Genomic DNA, 15,765 nt, shown 5'->3' with positions numbered 1-15,765 from the left:
GATCAACACGCCCTAATTTCAACCCAAAAACTTTTTGTAATGACTGATGGCGTGATAAATAACGGTGTAATAGATGGATGCTAGTGTAATAACAACAGAAACTTTACCTCTAAGACTTGGGTTAACAATGTGGTCTCATTCCGAGTGGCAAAGTCAGTTCTATGGTAAAGGAACAAAACCGGCTGAGCGCTTAGAAAAATACGCCCAAGTTTTTCATACCGTTGAAGGCAACACGACTTTCTATGCGACACCCAGTGTCTCAACGGTCAATAACTGGAAAGCCGCGAGTCACGATGATTTCAAGTTTACTTTTAAGCTGCCTAAGTTCATCACCCACCAGCAGCACTTAAAACATTGCCAAGCCGAACTCAAAGAATTTCTGCTCACCATGTCGCCCCTACACAGACGCATTGGTCAGTGGACGATTCAATTACCCCATAGCTTCGAACCCAGCATGCTCCCTGCCCTACAAAAATTTTGTACCTTGTTCCCAAAAGACATGCAGATCGGTGTTGAAGTTCGTCACCTTGGTTTCTTTGATAAAGGCGATGCCGAAAAACGTTTCAATCATTGGCTAATAGAAGAAGGGATCAATCGCATCATTATGGATAGCCGTCCTGTTTTCTCCGCACCACCAACCACAGAAGCGGTGATCGACGCGCATCAAAAGAAACCACGTGTTCCGGTTCATGCTATTGCGACGGCAAACAATCCGATGGTTCGCTTTATTGGACATCCAGATCAGGAACCCAATCTCGCTTTCTTTAAACCTTGGTTTGCGAAATTACCGACTTGGTTAAATGAAGGAAAACAACCTTATTTAATGATCCACACCCCAGACAACAATCACGCTCCTGAATTGGCGATTGCTATCTATAAGCAATTACAGACGCAAGTTGCTGAACATACACAGATAACCTTGCCTAATTTGGCGGAGTTTCCTGCTCAAAAAGGTGACCATCAAATCTCGATGTTTTGATAGTAAACAACCACTAACATGCGTTCACTTTCATCAATCTCAGTTTTCGTGACACAAGCGATTTTTTTACGTAAAATACGTCCCCTTTTATTTGGTACGAATTCTGTGCCGATTACGCTGACTGTCGAGAGAGAATGCAATGAGCAACAAAGACAATATCTTTTCCGCTCCCATTGATAAAATTGGTGATTTCACCTTTGATGCAAGGGTTGCTGAAGTATTCCCAGATATGATTCAACGCTCGGTTCCTGGATATAGCAATATCATCTCTGCTATTGGCATGTTAGCTGAACGCTTCGTAAAACCACACTCAAACATCTACGACTTGGGTTGCTCTCTTGGCGCAGCAACGCTTTCAATGCGCCGTCACATCCAACAAGAAGGCTGTACGATTTTTGCTGTCGATAATTCGGAAGCCATGGTTGAACGCTGTAAGCTGCATGTAAACGCCTACCGAAGCGATACGCCAGTCGAAGTTATCGAAGCTGATATCCGTGAAATCGAGATTAAAGACGCTTCAGTGGTTGTGTTGAACTTCACCTTGCAGTTCTTATCACCAGACGACCGCTACGCTCTGCTTGAAAAGATCCATGCTGGATTACGTCCGGGCGGTATTTTGATTCTGTCAGAAAAGTTTGTGTTCGAAGATGAAAGTTCAAATGAACTGCTTATCGACCTGCACCATGATTTCAAACGTGCCAACGGATACAGCGAGCTCGAAGTCAGCCAAAAACGCAGTGCTATCGAAAATGTGATGCGTCCAGACTCGATTCCAGTTCATAAGCAACGTTTTGAAAAGATTGGCTTCTCAAGTAGCGAAGTGTGGTTCCAATGCTTCAACTTCGGTTCGATGTTCGCGATTAAATAGCGCACATACCCAGTCAGCTCGTACTAAAACGTCATCCTCAAGAACGAGGAACGAGCGAGTTGGGAATCTCTATCAAGTACGATAAACCGAGATCCCCTATCATGTTCGTCCCTCACTGTAGGGAATGACAAATTTAATTTTTATTTTAGGGTTTATTGACCCTATTAACTCAGTGAAAAACTATGTTTAATTTTGCCAATTTTTATCAACTCATTGCCCAAGACACTCGCCTACAGCCGTGGCTCAATGTTCTTCCTCAACAACTGACGGATTGGCAAAATGCAGAGCACGGTGATTTTGACCGTTGGTTACGTGCACTAAACAAGATTCCACAAGGTGTGCCTGACCAAGTTGATCTGAAAAACTCAGTGACGATTGGCAGCTCTACACCGTTCCACACGGGTGAACTTAAAAAGTTAGAAAGCTTATTAAAGACGTTCCACCCTTGGCGTAAAGGTCCTTATACCGTTCATGACATTCATATCGATACAGAATGGCGCAGCGACTGGAAATGGGATCGTGTGCTTCCACATATCTCTCCATTGAAAAACCGTTCGGTTCTCGATGTAGGTTGTGGCAACGGCTACCACATGTGGCGCATGCTAGGTGAAGGCGCTCGCTTGACGGTGGGTATCGACCCTTCTCACTTATTCTTGGTTCAGTTTGAAGCCATTCGTAAATTGATGGGCGACGACCAACGTGCTCACCTATTACCTCTAGGTATTGAGCAACTGCCAAAACTGGAAGCTTACGACACTGTATTCAGCATGGGCGTGCTTTACCACCGCCGTTCACCACTTGATCATTTGATTCAACTAAAAGACCAATTGGTATCTGGTGGCGAACTGGTACTTGAAACGTTAGTGATTGAAGGTGACGAAAACGCTGTTCTTGTGCCTGTGGATCGCTACGCGCAAATGAGAAACGTTTACTTCTTCCCATCTGCACGCGCACTGAAACGCTGGCTTGAACAGGTAGGCTTTGAAGACGTGCGTATCGTTGATGAAAATGTCACAACGATTGGCGAACAACGCACAACAGAGTGGATGACACACAACTCTTTACCGGATTACTTAGACCCTAATGATCCAAGTAAAACCGTAGAAGGTCACCCTGCACCAAGGCGTGCGATTCTAGTAGCGACAAAACCTTAAGCTCTGTTACACAAAACCATAAGCTCTGTCGTCATACAGCCATCGTTATTTATATGTGGGAATTTTGATAAAAAAGAGAACTAATTGTACAAAAGTTGCGCTTATGTTTAATAAGTGAGCGCCCTTAAGTGACAATAATTTTCGTAGCGCTCACATTGCGATTCAATATGACCAGACTCTTACAATAGGATGCTTCACGCATCCTTTTTTGTGGGATAAACTTCTAAATAGTCTGAACTATTCTCTAATTTCCAAAGGTTTTTATATGTTTAAGCGATTATCGCCTATCGTGGCGGTTGGTTTGCTCTCTGGTTGCACCCTCACGAGCGGCGCTACCTACCATCAAGAAACTCTCGACGCTATTTCCCGCTCAGAGACAAACATCGCAAACAAGGTTCAAAATCTTGAACTGCAGCTAAGTAATCAAAGTGATTATATTGAAAGCTTGGAAGACGAAATTACCACTCTTTCTAGTCAATTAGATGTTCACCTGACCAGTATGGAACACAGGGTCATTGAAGAGCTAAAAGAAGCCGAGCCTGTTGCCGTTGCAGCTGCACCTACCGCTCCTACATCACAGACGACTATTCTAGGCGGTATTGAAAAAGTATCGATCGACTCTATCAAACAAAGCTTCGATGCTCGTGTTGATACTGGCGCAACCACCTCTTCTTTAAATGCCGTCGACATCAAAGAATTCGAACGCAACGGTAAAGATTGGGTTAAGTTCCATTTGGCAGATAAAGCACAAGCAAAAGAAGACCAAAAATGGATCGAAGCGCCCGTTGTACGTTATGTGAAAATCCGTCAATCGACGAATGATCAAACAGAACGTCGAGCTGTGATCGAATTATGGGTAAAAGTCGGAAAAATCCATGAAAAAGCGCAATTTACATTGGCGGATCGCTCTCAAATGAGTCACCCTGTATTACTAGGGCGCGAATTTATCAAAGACATAGCGCTAGTAGATGTAAGTAAAAAGTACGTACAAACGGAAGTTAAATAACAATAGTAGGGTAAGCTATGACGTCAAGAATTCCATTTTATATTTCTATATTCCTGCTCATCGTGGCAGGTATAACTCTGAGTATGTTCAGACATACAACCTACGGTGTACCCTGGACTCCAGGCGAAACTAATCAGGTTTGGGACATTGAAGCTCGTATCGAATTCAATGCAGTGGGCAAAGAAGCAAAAGTTTCACTAGCCGCACCTCACACACAGTCTAACTTTACACTTATCGGCGAGTCAGCTTCATCACCAGGCTACGGCATTTCATACTTGAATACAGATTCAGGTCGCCGTGCTGAGTGGTCAATTCGTCACGCAGATGGTCCGCAGACTATCTACTACAAGACACAGTTCTTAGTCGATAGCCAAGCGAACGTTACCTCAACACCTCCAGAAGGTGATGTGGCTCAACCAAGCTTTGATGGTCCTGAAGAAGCCGCGGCCCTTGCTTTGATTGACAGAGCAACCAAGCGCTCAGCAGACAACATCACCTTTACTCGTGAGTTAATCAAAACGCTTAACGATCCAGACAGCCAAAACTCAGCGCTGATTCTGAATAACATGACCAAAGTGGAAGCGACACACAAGCTACTTTCTGCCGCTAAAATCCACAACAAAGTCGTCGGTGTTATTGAACTGGAAGACGGACGTCGTCGCCAATCAATCCAACACATGAACCAAATTTGGGATAATAACCAGTGGGTTCTATTCTCTCCTGAATCTAGCGAGCAGCAAGTTCAACCAAACCTGCTAATTTGGGATGAATCAAATGTATCTCTATTAGATGTTGTGGGTGGCCAGAACAGTAAAGTTCACTTCTCTATGATTGCTCAGGAAGTTACTCCAACTGAAGCAACGAACAGTAAAGTATCAGCGGATCAACTGTTAAACCTTTCCATTCATAGTCTGCCGCTAGAAGAGCAAGCGATGTTTAAAACCATCATGCTGATTCCTATCGGTGCTCTGATTGTTGTGTTCCTACGTGTCATCATAGGTCTTAAGACTTCTGGTACGTTCATGCCCGTTCTGATTGCCGTGGCATTCGTTCAAACACAGTTGGTTACCGGTATTGTTGGCTTCCTACTGATTGTCGGTACTGGTCTTGTAATTCGAAGTTACTTATCCAAACTCAACCTATTGCTCGTGGCCAGGATATCCGCTGTAATTATTACGGTAATTATGATTATTTCGATATTTACTGTCGTCGCATTTAAAATCGGACTTACAGAAGGCCTATCAATTACGTTCTTCCCAATGATTATCTTGTCTTGGACTATCGAACGTATGTCTATCCTTTGGGAAGAAGAAGGCGCGAAAGAAGTTGTACTTCAAGGTGGCGGCTCTCTATTTACCGCGGTGCTTGTTTACTTAGGTATGACTAACCCGTTCATTCAGCACTTAACGTTTAACTTTATTGGTTTACAGCTTGTTATTCTAGCGACCATCTTGTTACTAGGTAACTACACAGGCTACCGTCTAACCGAGCTTCGTCGCTTTAAACCGCTAGCGGAGGACTAAGTTATGTTTGATCAATTTACTTCACCGTTTAAGTTGAAAGACAAAGGCATAATGGGAATGAACAAGCGTAACCATAGTTATATTGGCCGCTACAATGATCGTTCCAAGTACCCACTCGTTGATGACAAGCTTAAGACTAAAATCATTGCTGAACAGGCTGGCGCCACCGTGCCAAAGCTTATTGGCGTTATTAGTCACCAAGCTGAAGTAAAAACAATCCACAAGATGGTTAAAGAGTGGCCGGGCTTTGTAATCAAGCCCGCTCAAGGCAGTGGTGGTAAAGGCATCCTTGTTGTGATCTCTCATAAAGATGGGGTTTACACCAAACCATCGGGTTCTACTATCAATGAAGAAGATGTAGAGCGCCATATCAGTAACGCGCTCGCGGGCCTTTTCTCGCTGGGTGGCAAGAACGATGTGGCCGTAGTTGAAAACCTCATCAAGTTTGATGAGTGTTTTGAAGGCTTCAGCTACGAAGGTGTGCCAGACGTACGAATCATCGTATTCAAAGGCTACCCTGTGATGGCGATGATGCGTCTGTCCACTTCAGATTCAGATGGTAAGGCTAACTTGCACCAAGGTGCTGTTGGTGTGGGTATAGACATTGCGACAGGTAAAGCGGTTCGAGCGGTTCAGTTCGATCAGCCTGTTACACACCATCCAGATACGGGTAAAGAACTCGCGTTATTACAAGTTCCTCACTGGGAAAAGCTGTTAACTCTAGCATCAAGTGCTTGGGAAATGACGGGCTTAGGCTATATGGGTACTGACATGGTATTAGACCAAGAAGAAGGCCCTATGGTACTAGAACTTAATGCTCGACCTGGTTTAGCTATCCAAATCGCGAACGGCGCGGGGCTACTTCCTAGACTGCATCATATTGAAAACCTTGGCACGCCTGCTGAATATCCAAAACCTGCGGAGCGTGTTGCTTACGCTGCAAAACAGTTCGGTCACAACTAGTCAAAATTTTGTCACTTAAATTTTGTCACTTAAATTTTAGGCCAAAATTTGGGGTGTTTGGGGTTATCTCCCCTTGCATCCCAATCCTTTCTATACGCTTACTTCAGCGACACATTCACACCAGAAATAGACTAAAAGGTACTTATTTGTGCTAATTCCACCTAGGAAGTAGAAAAATACGCACCATCAAAATCAATTAAAACCCATCAAATTTGTGTAGATACCTTATTCACTGTAAATCCCACGCATAAGTATTCACACTGCTTGTTTGTAACGACGTTCCCTTACAAAACGACCAACAAATAAATTGTAACCCTATGTTAGCATACGGATAATTTAGTCAATAAAATAAGCAACAACTGTTAAGGAAATGCTCTGATGACCGTCAAAAATAAGATTATGCTAACAATTAGCGGCCTAATCTGTTTAACGATTTTAGTTATATCTACGATAGGATATTTCGAATTTAAGTCTGCCACCACGGATGACTACCGTCATAACTTGTCTACGAAATCGTTTCTTGTAGCCAAAGCTGTCGAAGGGAAAATGGAAGCGTATTTCGGCGCTTTGGAAAGCATTTCAACCAGTATCCATACTGATAGATCCGGTAACATCATGATCAACCCGATGCTGTTGAAAATGATGACGAACAGTAAAGAATCTCTTGGTGTTCTTAATATTTACATCGGTCTTCCTGATGGCAAAACTTACGACGTTAAAAATCAAGGTATCATTCCTAACTTTAATGCTAAGCAAAAACAACGCGAATGGTTCAACCTTGGGTTTTCAGGTGCAAAACGATCAGTAACTAACCCTTACCTAGCAACAACAGGGCATTTAACCATGTCGGTTGTTATTCCTTTTAAAGCCAGAGGCGAAACGAAAGCTGTTATTGGCCTTAGTCTTAAAATGAGTGATATTACAGACTATATAAACGAGCTATCTGAAGTGCCAAACTTATTTGTCTCTCGCCAAGATGGTTTCCTTGTTGCCGCTAGCTATGAAGATTTTATTGGTAAAAATATCTACGATCTTCGACCATCATACCGTGAACACGGTAGTAAGATGACCAGTGAGCACTCTTACAATGTTCCAGATAAAGGCGACTTTTATGTCGTTTCGTCTCAAATTGAGTCATTAGGTTGGAATACCTGGGCTTGGGCAAGTTGGGACGACATTGAGGCGCCTTCAAACGCGATGGTAAAAATAAATACTGTAGTTGGTCTAATTTTCGCGGTTATGGCAACCGGAATAACATTCTTATTAGTCACCCGATTAATGTATCGTCCTATTGGCGGAGAGCCACAATACATCGAAGCTCTTGTTAGTCGAATTTCGGCAGGAGACCTGACCAATATCCCTAAATTAAATGGTGATGAAACGGGGATCTACCGTTCAACTCTTGAAATGGCAGGTAACCTCCAAGGTATTATTGGCAATATTGAGCAGTCTTCAAACTCTCTCTCATCACAATCTTCATCTCTTGAGACCTCGTCAAATCAGTTAAGTACCTCATCAGAAGAGCAAATGATGCAGCTAGAGCAAGTTGCAACCGCGATGAATCAGATGACCGCGACTGTTGCGGAAGTGGCTCAAAATGCGATGCAGGCATCATCATCATCATCCAATGAGGCAAGCCTTTCATCTCAGTCAGGTCTTGAGACTGTGGGTGACATGAACCAGCAAATCAGCTTACTTGTAACGAATATTGAGCAGGTTCAAGATTCGATTCTTGGTGTTGAAAAAGAAACTCAAAATGTAGGTAGCATACTTGATGTTATCCGAGGTATTGCTGAGCAAACAAACTTGCTGGCATTAAACGCAGCAATTGAAGCAGCTCGAGCGGGTGAGCAAGGTCGCGGCTTCGCCGTCGTGGCTGACGAGGTGCGTAACCTCGCTAACAAGACACAAGAAAGCACGAACGAAATACAAACCATGATTTCATCACTTCAAACTCAAGCAAAACAATCTGTTGAGCTTATGGTTGAAAATGCGGAAACAGCTAAAGTAACTCGTGAAAAGTCAGATCAAGCGAGTCAAATGCTGAATACTATTCAGCATGAGATTGGGACAATTCAAGACATGAACAACCAGATTGCAGCGGCAGCGGAAGAACAATCGCAAGTAGCCGTTGAAATCAACGAAAATGTAGTGAATGTAAATGATTTGGCGCGAGCGACTGTCGATGACGTCCAGCAAAATGTTCAAACAGCGCAAAATGTTAATAATGTTTCGGACGAACTGCATCAAACGATAAAGATGTTTAAGATCTAATCTTAGATAAGCTAAACGTACCGACAACCTATACGTTAAAGCCTAAGTATCAAAATCTTCGGCTTAAAAAAAGATAACGTAATTAAAACCGCCTTCTCTTCTGAGAAGGCGGTTTTTTATATGGTAATAAGTTCAGGCTGAGTCATGCCAATCACAGTCAGTCATTATAAATAGCTCAGGAATACCACCCTCACCCTCACCCTCACCCTCACCCTCACCCTCACCAAAAGAATACGAGACCCGTGAAGCTGCCAAACAAAAAAAGCCCCGAAGTGTATACTTCGAGGCTATTAATTTACGGTAGATAGATTACGCTTCTAAGGGGTTTCGATAAGCTCTTGAACAGGAGATACCGGTTTGTTTTGAGCAAAACCACGCAGACCAACAACGTGTACGTGTTCGTGGTCTTTGAAGACCTTACGTACCAGTTTGTAGGTTGTACCTTTCTCTGGGCTAATGTTCTCTGGCGCAGCAATCAGGAGTTGCATACCTAAACGGTCACACAGTTCAAACAGCGTAGAGATCGACTTAGAATCCAGACGTGCTGCTTCATCAAGGAACAACAAACGACATGGAACGATGTCTTTACTACGAAGTCGACGAGATTCCTCTTCCCAGCTCTGGATAACCATCAATAGGATTGATTGACCCGTACCGATCGCCTCACCCGTAGACAATGCGCCCGATTCCGCTTGTAACCAACCGTCTGAACCACGGTTAACTTCAACACTTAACTCTAGATAGTTACGGTAATCGAGTAGCTCTTCACCCAAAACTTGCGGAGAACGTTGACCCATATCGATATGTGGGTTCACACGTTGGAACAACTTCGCCATCGCTTCTGAGAAGGTAAAGCGCGTTGATTCAAACAAGTCTTTGTGCTGCTCTTGCTGAGTCGCTAGCCCTGATAGCAAAATCTCGTGACTTTCACGGATCTTAACGTTCAGACGTACGCCCTTAACCTGACCGAAGTAGATGTTAGACAAACCTTGGTTCAGCATTCGAATACGGTTCTGCTCGCGCTGAATCGTTTTCTTGATGATGCTTGCTACCGACTCAGAGCTGATCGCCAAGCGGTTTTCACGCTGCGTCAGTTCTTCTGTTAGTCGAGCTAGCTCAACTTCCATCTCTTCGATTGCTTCAACCGGATCATCCGTATGAATGATGTCTTGGCGAATGCGCTCTCGAAGGTGTTGGTAAACCGCAATGTAAAACAGAACCTTACGCTCTGGATGTGCGTTGTCTTCAGAGAGACGCAGCGAATCACGCAGGTCGTCATTGTCAGCTACAGCCAGACGTAGCGCACCCAGTGATTTATCCGACATAGAGCGAAGTTCGCCCGCCGTTAAATAAGCCAGTTCACGTTTGTGCAGACGACGTTCAACGTCATTCTCACGAGCTAAACGCAGTACTGAACACCAGCCGGCTTTTGCTGCAACAACGAAGGTACGAAGCTCTGTGTACTCTTTCTGAACTTTCTTAAGACGCTTAGCCAGCGCTTTCATCTCAAGTTCAGTTGAGGTAATCGTGCGTTCGTATTCACTCTTACGGCTACGAGAAGTATGCAAACGCTCTTGAAGCTCGTCACGACGACGAACCGCGCGCTCTTCAGCACCTTCATCAGCGTTAACACCGAACTCTTGTAGCTCTTGCTTGAACTCTTGAACCGTCTCTTGCTTCGCTTGGTGCGAGCTCTTCAGTGCTGCCAATACTTGGTTGTACTGGTTCATCTGTTCGCGAGCTTGCTTCAAGCCATCGCGGCCTTTAGCTCGTGCTTGTTCTGCTTGAACCAACTTCGCTTTCAGTTGTTCGCTCAGTTCGCTGCTCTTGTTAAGCAGGTCAACAGAATCTGCGTAAGCAAAGTAGTGACGACGTTCGATTAAGTCAGAAAGAGCAAACACTTTACCTTTTAGAGTTTGTAACGCGCTGTCCGCCTGACGATACTCGGCTTCCAAAGCTTCGAATTGCTCTGGGTCAGCATCGAGTGCAGAAACGATTTGCTCTAATGAAGTAAGTGCTTTGCCATGAGTGTTCAAGTAAGACTTAGCTTCGCTTAGACGCTCTAGTTGTGCTTCTAATTCAGCGAGACGCTCAGCTAATGTTTCGTCTTCAAGAATACGAACCATTGGTGCCAATTTGTCCAGTGCACCAAGTGCTTGCTTGCTTTGTAGAAGCTGACTGCGTTGTTGTTGCTCTTTAGAGTCAAGCTCAGCCAGAGAACGAACAATTTGATTACGCTTATCACGAATAGCAGCCAGTGCTTGTTCTGGATCTGCGTTAAACGCAACGTGCAGATGCTTAGCAACAAAGCTGTTAAATGCTTGGTATAGGCGATTCAGTTTCTGAGAGTCAAACGCAGCTTTGGCATGGTTTTCTACCACAACGTCACGCTCTTCACGCAACTTCTCTAGGCGTTGCTCACGAGCCGCACGGCCAAACAATGGAATCTCAGGGAAGCGCGAGTAACGCATTTGGCGATCGTTCAGCTGAACACACACCGCACCTTCAAGCTCATCGGCATTGAACGAGCTGTCATCAAACGCGTCTACATCGCCTTCTAGGATGTAAAGATCTTCTGGACAATCATCAAGATCCACCAGCTTCTCTTTAATGCCATCAAGGTCCGAAACCACAATTGCGTGACGAGCCGGGCCGTACATCGCACTGAAGTACGGTGCATCGCCAATCGTGATGTCATCGTAGATCTCAGAAAGCAGCACGCCACCAAGCGTATCCGCCAGACCTTTCAGGCGAGGATCGTTAGAGCCACCCGGAGAAGCTAAACGCTCTATCTCTTGTTCAAGTTCAGAACGGCGCGTCGCCAATTGATCTTTCGCTACCGTTTGAGATTTTTCGTCTTCAAGCACTTGCTGCATTTGAGTCATTACTGCTTGGCTATCTTCTAGCTCAGCTTCTGTTTGATCTCTTAGGGCTTCAAGTGCGTCGTTCGCCGTGATCCACGCTGGAGCAATAGACTCAAGTTTTTGAATCTCTTGGTCTTGGTTTTGTTGCACACGACGTTGCTCACTCTTCGCTTCACGCAGCTCTTCTTGAGCGTACTCAAGAGAATCGATCTGCATTGCATGGCGTTCACGTTCTTCATCGAAAACCGCTTCGTCAGTCAGTGAGATGTTGTGTTGCTTTTGGTATTCAGTCGCAAGCTCTTTTGCTTGACGCTGCTGCGCCACATCACGAGCCATGTCGCGGTGCTGAGCACGCCATTGCTGTTCGTTTTCAACAACGTGTTTTGCGTTACGGCCTTTTTCTAAAGCTTGCTTAGCACTGTTAGACGCTTCTTTACGCTCAACGTCACCAACGATGCTTTTAACAAGAGCGAGCGCTTTGTCGAACTGCGCAGACGCAGCAGAAGACATGTCTAGTTTATGCTTAGTCGACAGTAACGTTTGAGTGCTTGATTCTTCTTGTGCTTTTAGCTCAGAAACCAGAGTTAATGCGCTTTCTGCCGTAATAGACTCATCACCAAGTAGCTGTTTAGTTTTCTCTAATGCTTGAACCGCTTGCTGGTATTGAAGCGCACGAGTCTGCTGAACATCCAACGCTTGTTGGTAGTCAGCAAGCTGAGTTTTCAGGCTATCCACTTCTTCTTCAGTAATGGTTGCCTGTTCTTCAGCAAGAAGTACTCGTTCTTGAGCTTCTTCAACTACCATCATCTGTTCTTCTAGACGCTCATTAAGCTCTTCTAGATCTTCACTGTAGCGAGCAATTTTCTCTTGCTGACGAAGTGCAGTTTGAACCAATTGAAGATGATCCGAAGCCGCTTGATAATCTTGTTCTAGTGCCGATTCTTGATCGACCAACAGCTCAAGCTCTTCTTGAACGCGGTTCAACAAGTTGTTTTGATCAAGCAAGGTTTCGCGAGAACCAAACAGTTCACCACGGAACTTCATAGTTTGATCAAGCTTGTTGCGACGATCGTTGGCATGGCGCATGTAATCTGCTGCCACGTAGTTCGTAGATTCAGTGATCAAGTGCTTGAACAAGTCACGATCCGACTGAGTCGTTTTGATCGCTTCTAGCGTCATGCGGTTTTCGCGTAGTGCTGATTCCATGTCTTGGAATGCTTTCTTCACACCGCCATTTTGCGGTAGAAGGTAATCACGCAGAGAACGCGTAATCGCACTTGAGATACCGCCGTAAAGTGATGCTTCAATCAAACGGTAGAACTTAGAACGGTCACTGCTGTTACGCAGTTTCTTAGGAACAACACCGTACTCAAACATCTGTGAGTGGTAATCAACAATAGAAGAGAAAGCTTTAAAGTGCGCCCCTTCATATTGCGCTACCGCTGCTTTCACGTCGTTCAGTTGACACACACGAGCGTGGCTGTCTGAAACGTTTTGGATCAATACATCCGTTGGCTTCACATGGCTTGGAAGGCCTTGGATTACAAACGGTTTGATGTCGACCTTCTTATCACGACCCGCAACTTGCTGCAGTTTTACTGCAAACAATAGGCGTTGATTACGAGAGTTCACAACATCTAGCGCGGCGTAACATGCGCCAGGTTGAAGCTTACCGTAAAGACCTTTGTCGCGTGATGATTGTGAACTGCCCGCTTCCGTTGTATTACGGAAATGCAGAAGGCTTTGGTCAGGGATCAGTGCAGTGATGAATGCCGCCATTGTGGTCGACTTACCCGCACCGTTACCGCCAGAAAGCGTTGTAACCAATCCATCAATATCAAAAGTACGCGCAAAGAAACCGTTCCAGTTGATCATGGTTAATGATTGATACTTACCTCTTTCAATCATGCTTCACCTTCTACTTTTGTTTGTTCGCCATCGTTTGACTCAAGGTCAAAGCCGGCTTGATCGTTAAAAATGTCTTGTTGACCGTTTTCGTCCACGTTTAGTTCAACTTCTGATACGGCTTCCGTTTGCTCTTCATTCAACAAGCTACCTTGGTTAGGTTCTTGAGTATGAACAACAGCTTCACCATCACGAATAAGTCGTAATTGCGCTTCTTTCATATCATCGCCAACACGAACATCCGCACCAAAACGGAACACCGCTTCGCTGATACGGAATTTACCTGTTTCACCAATCACGGTCAGCATGCCGATACGACGTAAACGGCGTAAAGAAGTACGTACTTTTTCAAATAGCTTTTCTTTGTCTAAGTCAGAACCAGACGCACGGTTGGTTGCTAGCTTCATGAGTTTTTTCTCATCCGCTAACGACATCAGTTCATCAAACAACTCTTGATTGGTGAAGATGCCTTCATGAGCCAAACGCTCTGGGCTTAGGTATAAGAAACACAATACTTTGCCAACCAGCATGTCGAGCTCAGACAACACACTACGACCAATTAAAGACGTAGAACGCGGGCGCAGATAGAAGAAACCTTCAGGCGCTTTTACCAGTTCCGTATTGTAGCGTTGATAAAAATGCTGAAGCTCAACTTCAAAATCAGAAAGCAACGCATGGTTATCGAGGTCTTCTGTTGAAACATGCTTGCCTGAACGCAACATGCTATCTAGCGCAGGAAACAATGGATTCGCTATCGCTTTTACCAGTTTCTCTGGCATGTAATCATCAGTACTTGTTAATGACATTTGCTTGTACCTTTGCACCGAAATCGTTGATTGCCTGCCAATCTGGCTGAATAGCCTGATAGTCAGACTCTGAGTAACCTAAGCGAACGGCTTGGTCGACAACAATTCTGGCTAAATCAAAATGGTGTGTGCGAGGGTGCGCGGCGAGGTAATCACGCAGCACAAGGCCAAGATCAATCGGCGCACCTTGCTGTTTGTGAGCTTTCAACATATCTGCGATTCGTTCTGAAAGTAGATCGTTCACTTGCTCAAATTCTTCGTATTCTACGTCGATTGGGGCTTGCCCCATCACTTCGTCATCACGGAGCACAAGTGCTTCATCGCGAAGATCCGTGAGTTTTTCTGCGTCTGCGTAGGTCAATAACCAAGGCGCATCAAAGTAGTCAGTGACTGACTGACGCAAGCGTTGGCTAAAGGCACGGTTTTTATCCATATCGATCGCGGTACGGATAAATTTATGCACGTGGCGATCGTAGCCGATCCACAAATCAATCGCTTGTTGGCCCCAACTGGTGATTCGGTCTAGCTTCATTTGCAAACCAAATAGGGTTTCGCCAACGAACTCGAGCTCATCGTCACCATAAACAATTTCTTGAATATCAAGAATCTGGGTTTGCAGTTCATCACCCGCCGCTTGCAAGGTGTCTTGCAACTCTTTTAGCGTGGCTGAGGTTTCTGATAGCAAAGACTCACAGTTGTTGATTGCTTCTCGCCAATCTTTATTTAACAGATCCGCAATTTGCTGCTTGACGGTTTGTTGCTGTTCATCCATAACCCGCTGGTTGAGATCGATCTGATCAAAAATTTCGCCAACAGAATACTTGAGCACGCCGTACACATTCCTTCTCCAATGTCCCGGAGTTCCACCTTTCTGGGCGGCTTCAATGGCTTTTGCCATCTCATCGGCAACCATAGAAAGCTGGATAGACAGTTTTAATTTAGAAAACTGGCGGTGACGTAAGTAATAATCTGAGATACCAATCGCCAATGGCGATAAGCGATAAATGCTTGCACCATCTGTGATTTCGCTGGTAAAGCGGCTGATCAACTTCTGTTTAACCAACTCATTGATAGCGTTGTTGGCACGAAACGCAGACGCTTCGCCAGTATCTTCAAACAGTCGAGTGACAATAGTGAATGCATCGTGCAGTTCACCCTCGCCCAACTCTTCATCGAACCTTTCATTGCTTAATACGGCGATAGCAATCAAAAATGCTAAGCGCTCTGGTGGCAAGTTTAATGAAAAATCATGCTGCTTGACCCAGCCCACCAACTCATCAATTGGCTGCTCTTCGGCAGTTTGAGTCATTTCACTCATTGTGGTTCCTGTTACTGTTGTTCGTCATATCGAACGTATTAGATATGACGCCTATTTCTTTATGACGCGGCTTCTTACGATGGCATAGCGCATGTTGTGGCTTCT

Annotated in this window: 10 protein-coding genes; 7 read left to right on the top strand and 3 right to left on the bottom strand. The window is 44.7% G+C overall.

The genetic code is table 11. The features are described 5' to 3' along the window. The first annotated feature begins 73 nt into the window (after window positions 1-73). The 7 genes from AB4180_RS18350 to AB4180_RS18320 all read left to right on the top strand — a co-directional run bounded on the left by AB4180_RS18350 (window position 74) and on the right by AB4180_RS18320 (window position 8,767). The gene (locus tag AB4180_RS18350) at window positions 74-979 is read left to right on the top strand and encodes a DUF72 domain-containing protein (RefSeq protein WP_102248911.1); all 906 of its coding nucleotides are present in this window, start codon (window positions 74-76) and stop codon (window positions 977-979) included. Between the two features lie 139 nt (window positions 980-1,118). Beyond that, window positions 1,119-1,847, top strand: a complete 729-nt coding sequence (gene cmoA, locus AB4180_RS18345; protein ID WP_017105755.1) for a carboxy-S-adenosyl-L-methionine synthase CmoA — start codon at window positions 1,119-1,121, stop codon at window positions 1,845-1,847. A gap of 182 nt (window positions 1,848-2,029) precedes the next feature. Further along, window positions 2,030-3,001, top strand: coding sequence for a tRNA 5-methoxyuridine(34)/uridine 5-oxyacetic acid(34) synthase CmoB (gene cmoB, locus AB4180_RS18340; protein ID WP_009846365.1), 972 nt, complete (start codon window positions 2,030-2,032; stop codon window positions 2,999-3,001). Between the two features lie 265 nt (window positions 3,002-3,266). After that, on the top strand, window positions 3,267-4,007 hold the full coding sequence (locus tag AB4180_RS18335; RefSeq protein ID WP_102248912.1) for an ATP-dependent zinc protease: 741 nt from the start codon (window positions 3,267-3,269) through the stop codon (window positions 4,005-4,007). A gap of 17 nt (window positions 4,008-4,024) precedes the next feature. After that, the gene (locus tag AB4180_RS18330) at window positions 4,025-5,530 is read left to right on the top strand and encodes an inactive transglutaminase family protein (RefSeq protein ID WP_009846363.1); all 1,506 of its coding nucleotides are present in this window, start codon (window positions 4,025-4,027) and stop codon (window positions 5,528-5,530) included. A 3-nt stretch (window positions 5,531-5,533) separates the two neighbouring features. Continuing rightward, window positions 5,534-6,493, top strand: a complete 960-nt coding sequence (locus AB4180_RS18325; protein WP_012603623.1) for an alpha-L-glutamate ligase-like protein — start codon at window positions 5,534-5,536, stop codon at window positions 6,491-6,493. Window positions 6,494-6,871: 378 nt separating this feature from the next. After that, window positions 6,872-8,767 carry a methyl-accepting chemotaxis protein gene (locus AB4180_RS18320; RefSeq protein ID WP_102248913.1) on the top strand — a complete coding sequence of 632 codons (1,896 nt, stop codon included), beginning with the start codon at window positions 6,872-6,874 and terminating at the stop codon, window positions 8,765-8,767. 317 nt (window positions 8,768-9,084) lie between these two features. On the opposite strand, the gene mukB is transcribed toward AB4180_RS18320, so the two are convergent. The 3 genes from mukB to mukF are packed head-to-tail and all read right to left on the bottom strand — an operon-like array spanning window position 9,085 to window position 15,660. After that, window positions 9,085-13,539, bottom strand: a complete 4,455-nt coding sequence (gene mukB / locus AB4180_RS18315; protein ID WP_102248914.1) for a chromosome partition protein MukB — start codon at window positions 13,537-13,539, stop codon at window positions 9,085-9,087. Further along, on the bottom strand, window positions 13,536-14,342 hold the full coding sequence (gene mukE / locus AB4180_RS18310; RefSeq protein WP_102248915.1) for a chromosome partition protein MukE: 807 nt from the start codon (window positions 14,340-14,342) through the stop codon (window positions 13,536-13,538). The genes mukB and mukE overlap by 4 nt, the downstream gene beginning before the upstream one ends. Further along, on the bottom strand, window positions 14,323-15,660 hold the full coding sequence (gene mukF / locus AB4180_RS18305) for a chromosome partition protein MukF (protein ID WP_009846358.1): 1,338 nt from the start codon (window positions 15,658-15,660) through the stop codon (window positions 14,323-14,325). The genes mukE and mukF overlap by 20 nt, the downstream gene beginning before the upstream one ends. Window positions 15,661-15,765: the final 105 nt, after the last annotated feature.

The organism is Vibrio sp. 10N.286.49.C3 (assembly GCF_041469545.1).
GTDB classification, from domain to species: Bacteria; Pseudomonadota; Gammaproteobacteria; order Enterobacterales; family Vibrionaceae; genus Vibrio; species Vibrio tasmaniensis_A.
The sequence above is the reverse complement of the archived record's forward strand: the minus strand, read 5'-3'. Positions and strand labels throughout refer to the sequence as shown.

Coding starts and splice junctions, on each gene's coding strand:
- AB4180_RS18350 (WP_102248911.1), top strand. CDS start 74: ATGGATGCTAGTGTAATAACAACAGAAACTTTACCTCTAAGACTTGGG.
- cmoA (WP_017105755.1), top strand. CDS start 1,119: ATGAGCAACAAAGACAATATCTTTTCCGCTCCCATTGATAAAATTGGT.
- cmoB (WP_009846365.1), top strand. CDS start 2,030: ATGTTTAATTTTGCCAATTTTTATCAACTCATTGCCCAAGACACTCGC.
- AB4180_RS18335 (WP_102248912.1), top strand. CDS start 3,267: ATGTTTAAGCGATTATCGCCTATCGTGGCGGTTGGTTTGCTCTCTGGT.
- AB4180_RS18330 (WP_009846363.1), top strand. CDS start 4,025: ATGACGTCAAGAATTCCATTTTATATTTCTATATTCCTGCTCATCGTG.
- AB4180_RS18325 (WP_012603623.1), top strand. CDS start 5,534: ATGTTTGATCAATTTACTTCACCGTTTAAGTTGAAAGACAAAGGCATA.
- AB4180_RS18320 (WP_102248913.1), top strand. CDS start 6,872: ATGACCGTCAAAAATAAGATTATGCTAACAATTAGCGGCCTAATCTGT.
- mukB (WP_102248914.1), bottom strand. CDS start 13,539: ATGATTGAAAGAGGTAAGTATCAATCATTAACCATGATCAACTGGAAC.
- mukE (WP_102248915.1), bottom strand. CDS start 14,342: ATGTCATTAACAAGTACTGATGATTACATGCCAGAGAAACTGGTAAAA.
- mukF (WP_009846358.1), bottom strand. CDS start 15,660: ATGAGTGAAATGACTCAAACTGCCGAAGAGCAGCCAATTGATGAGTTG.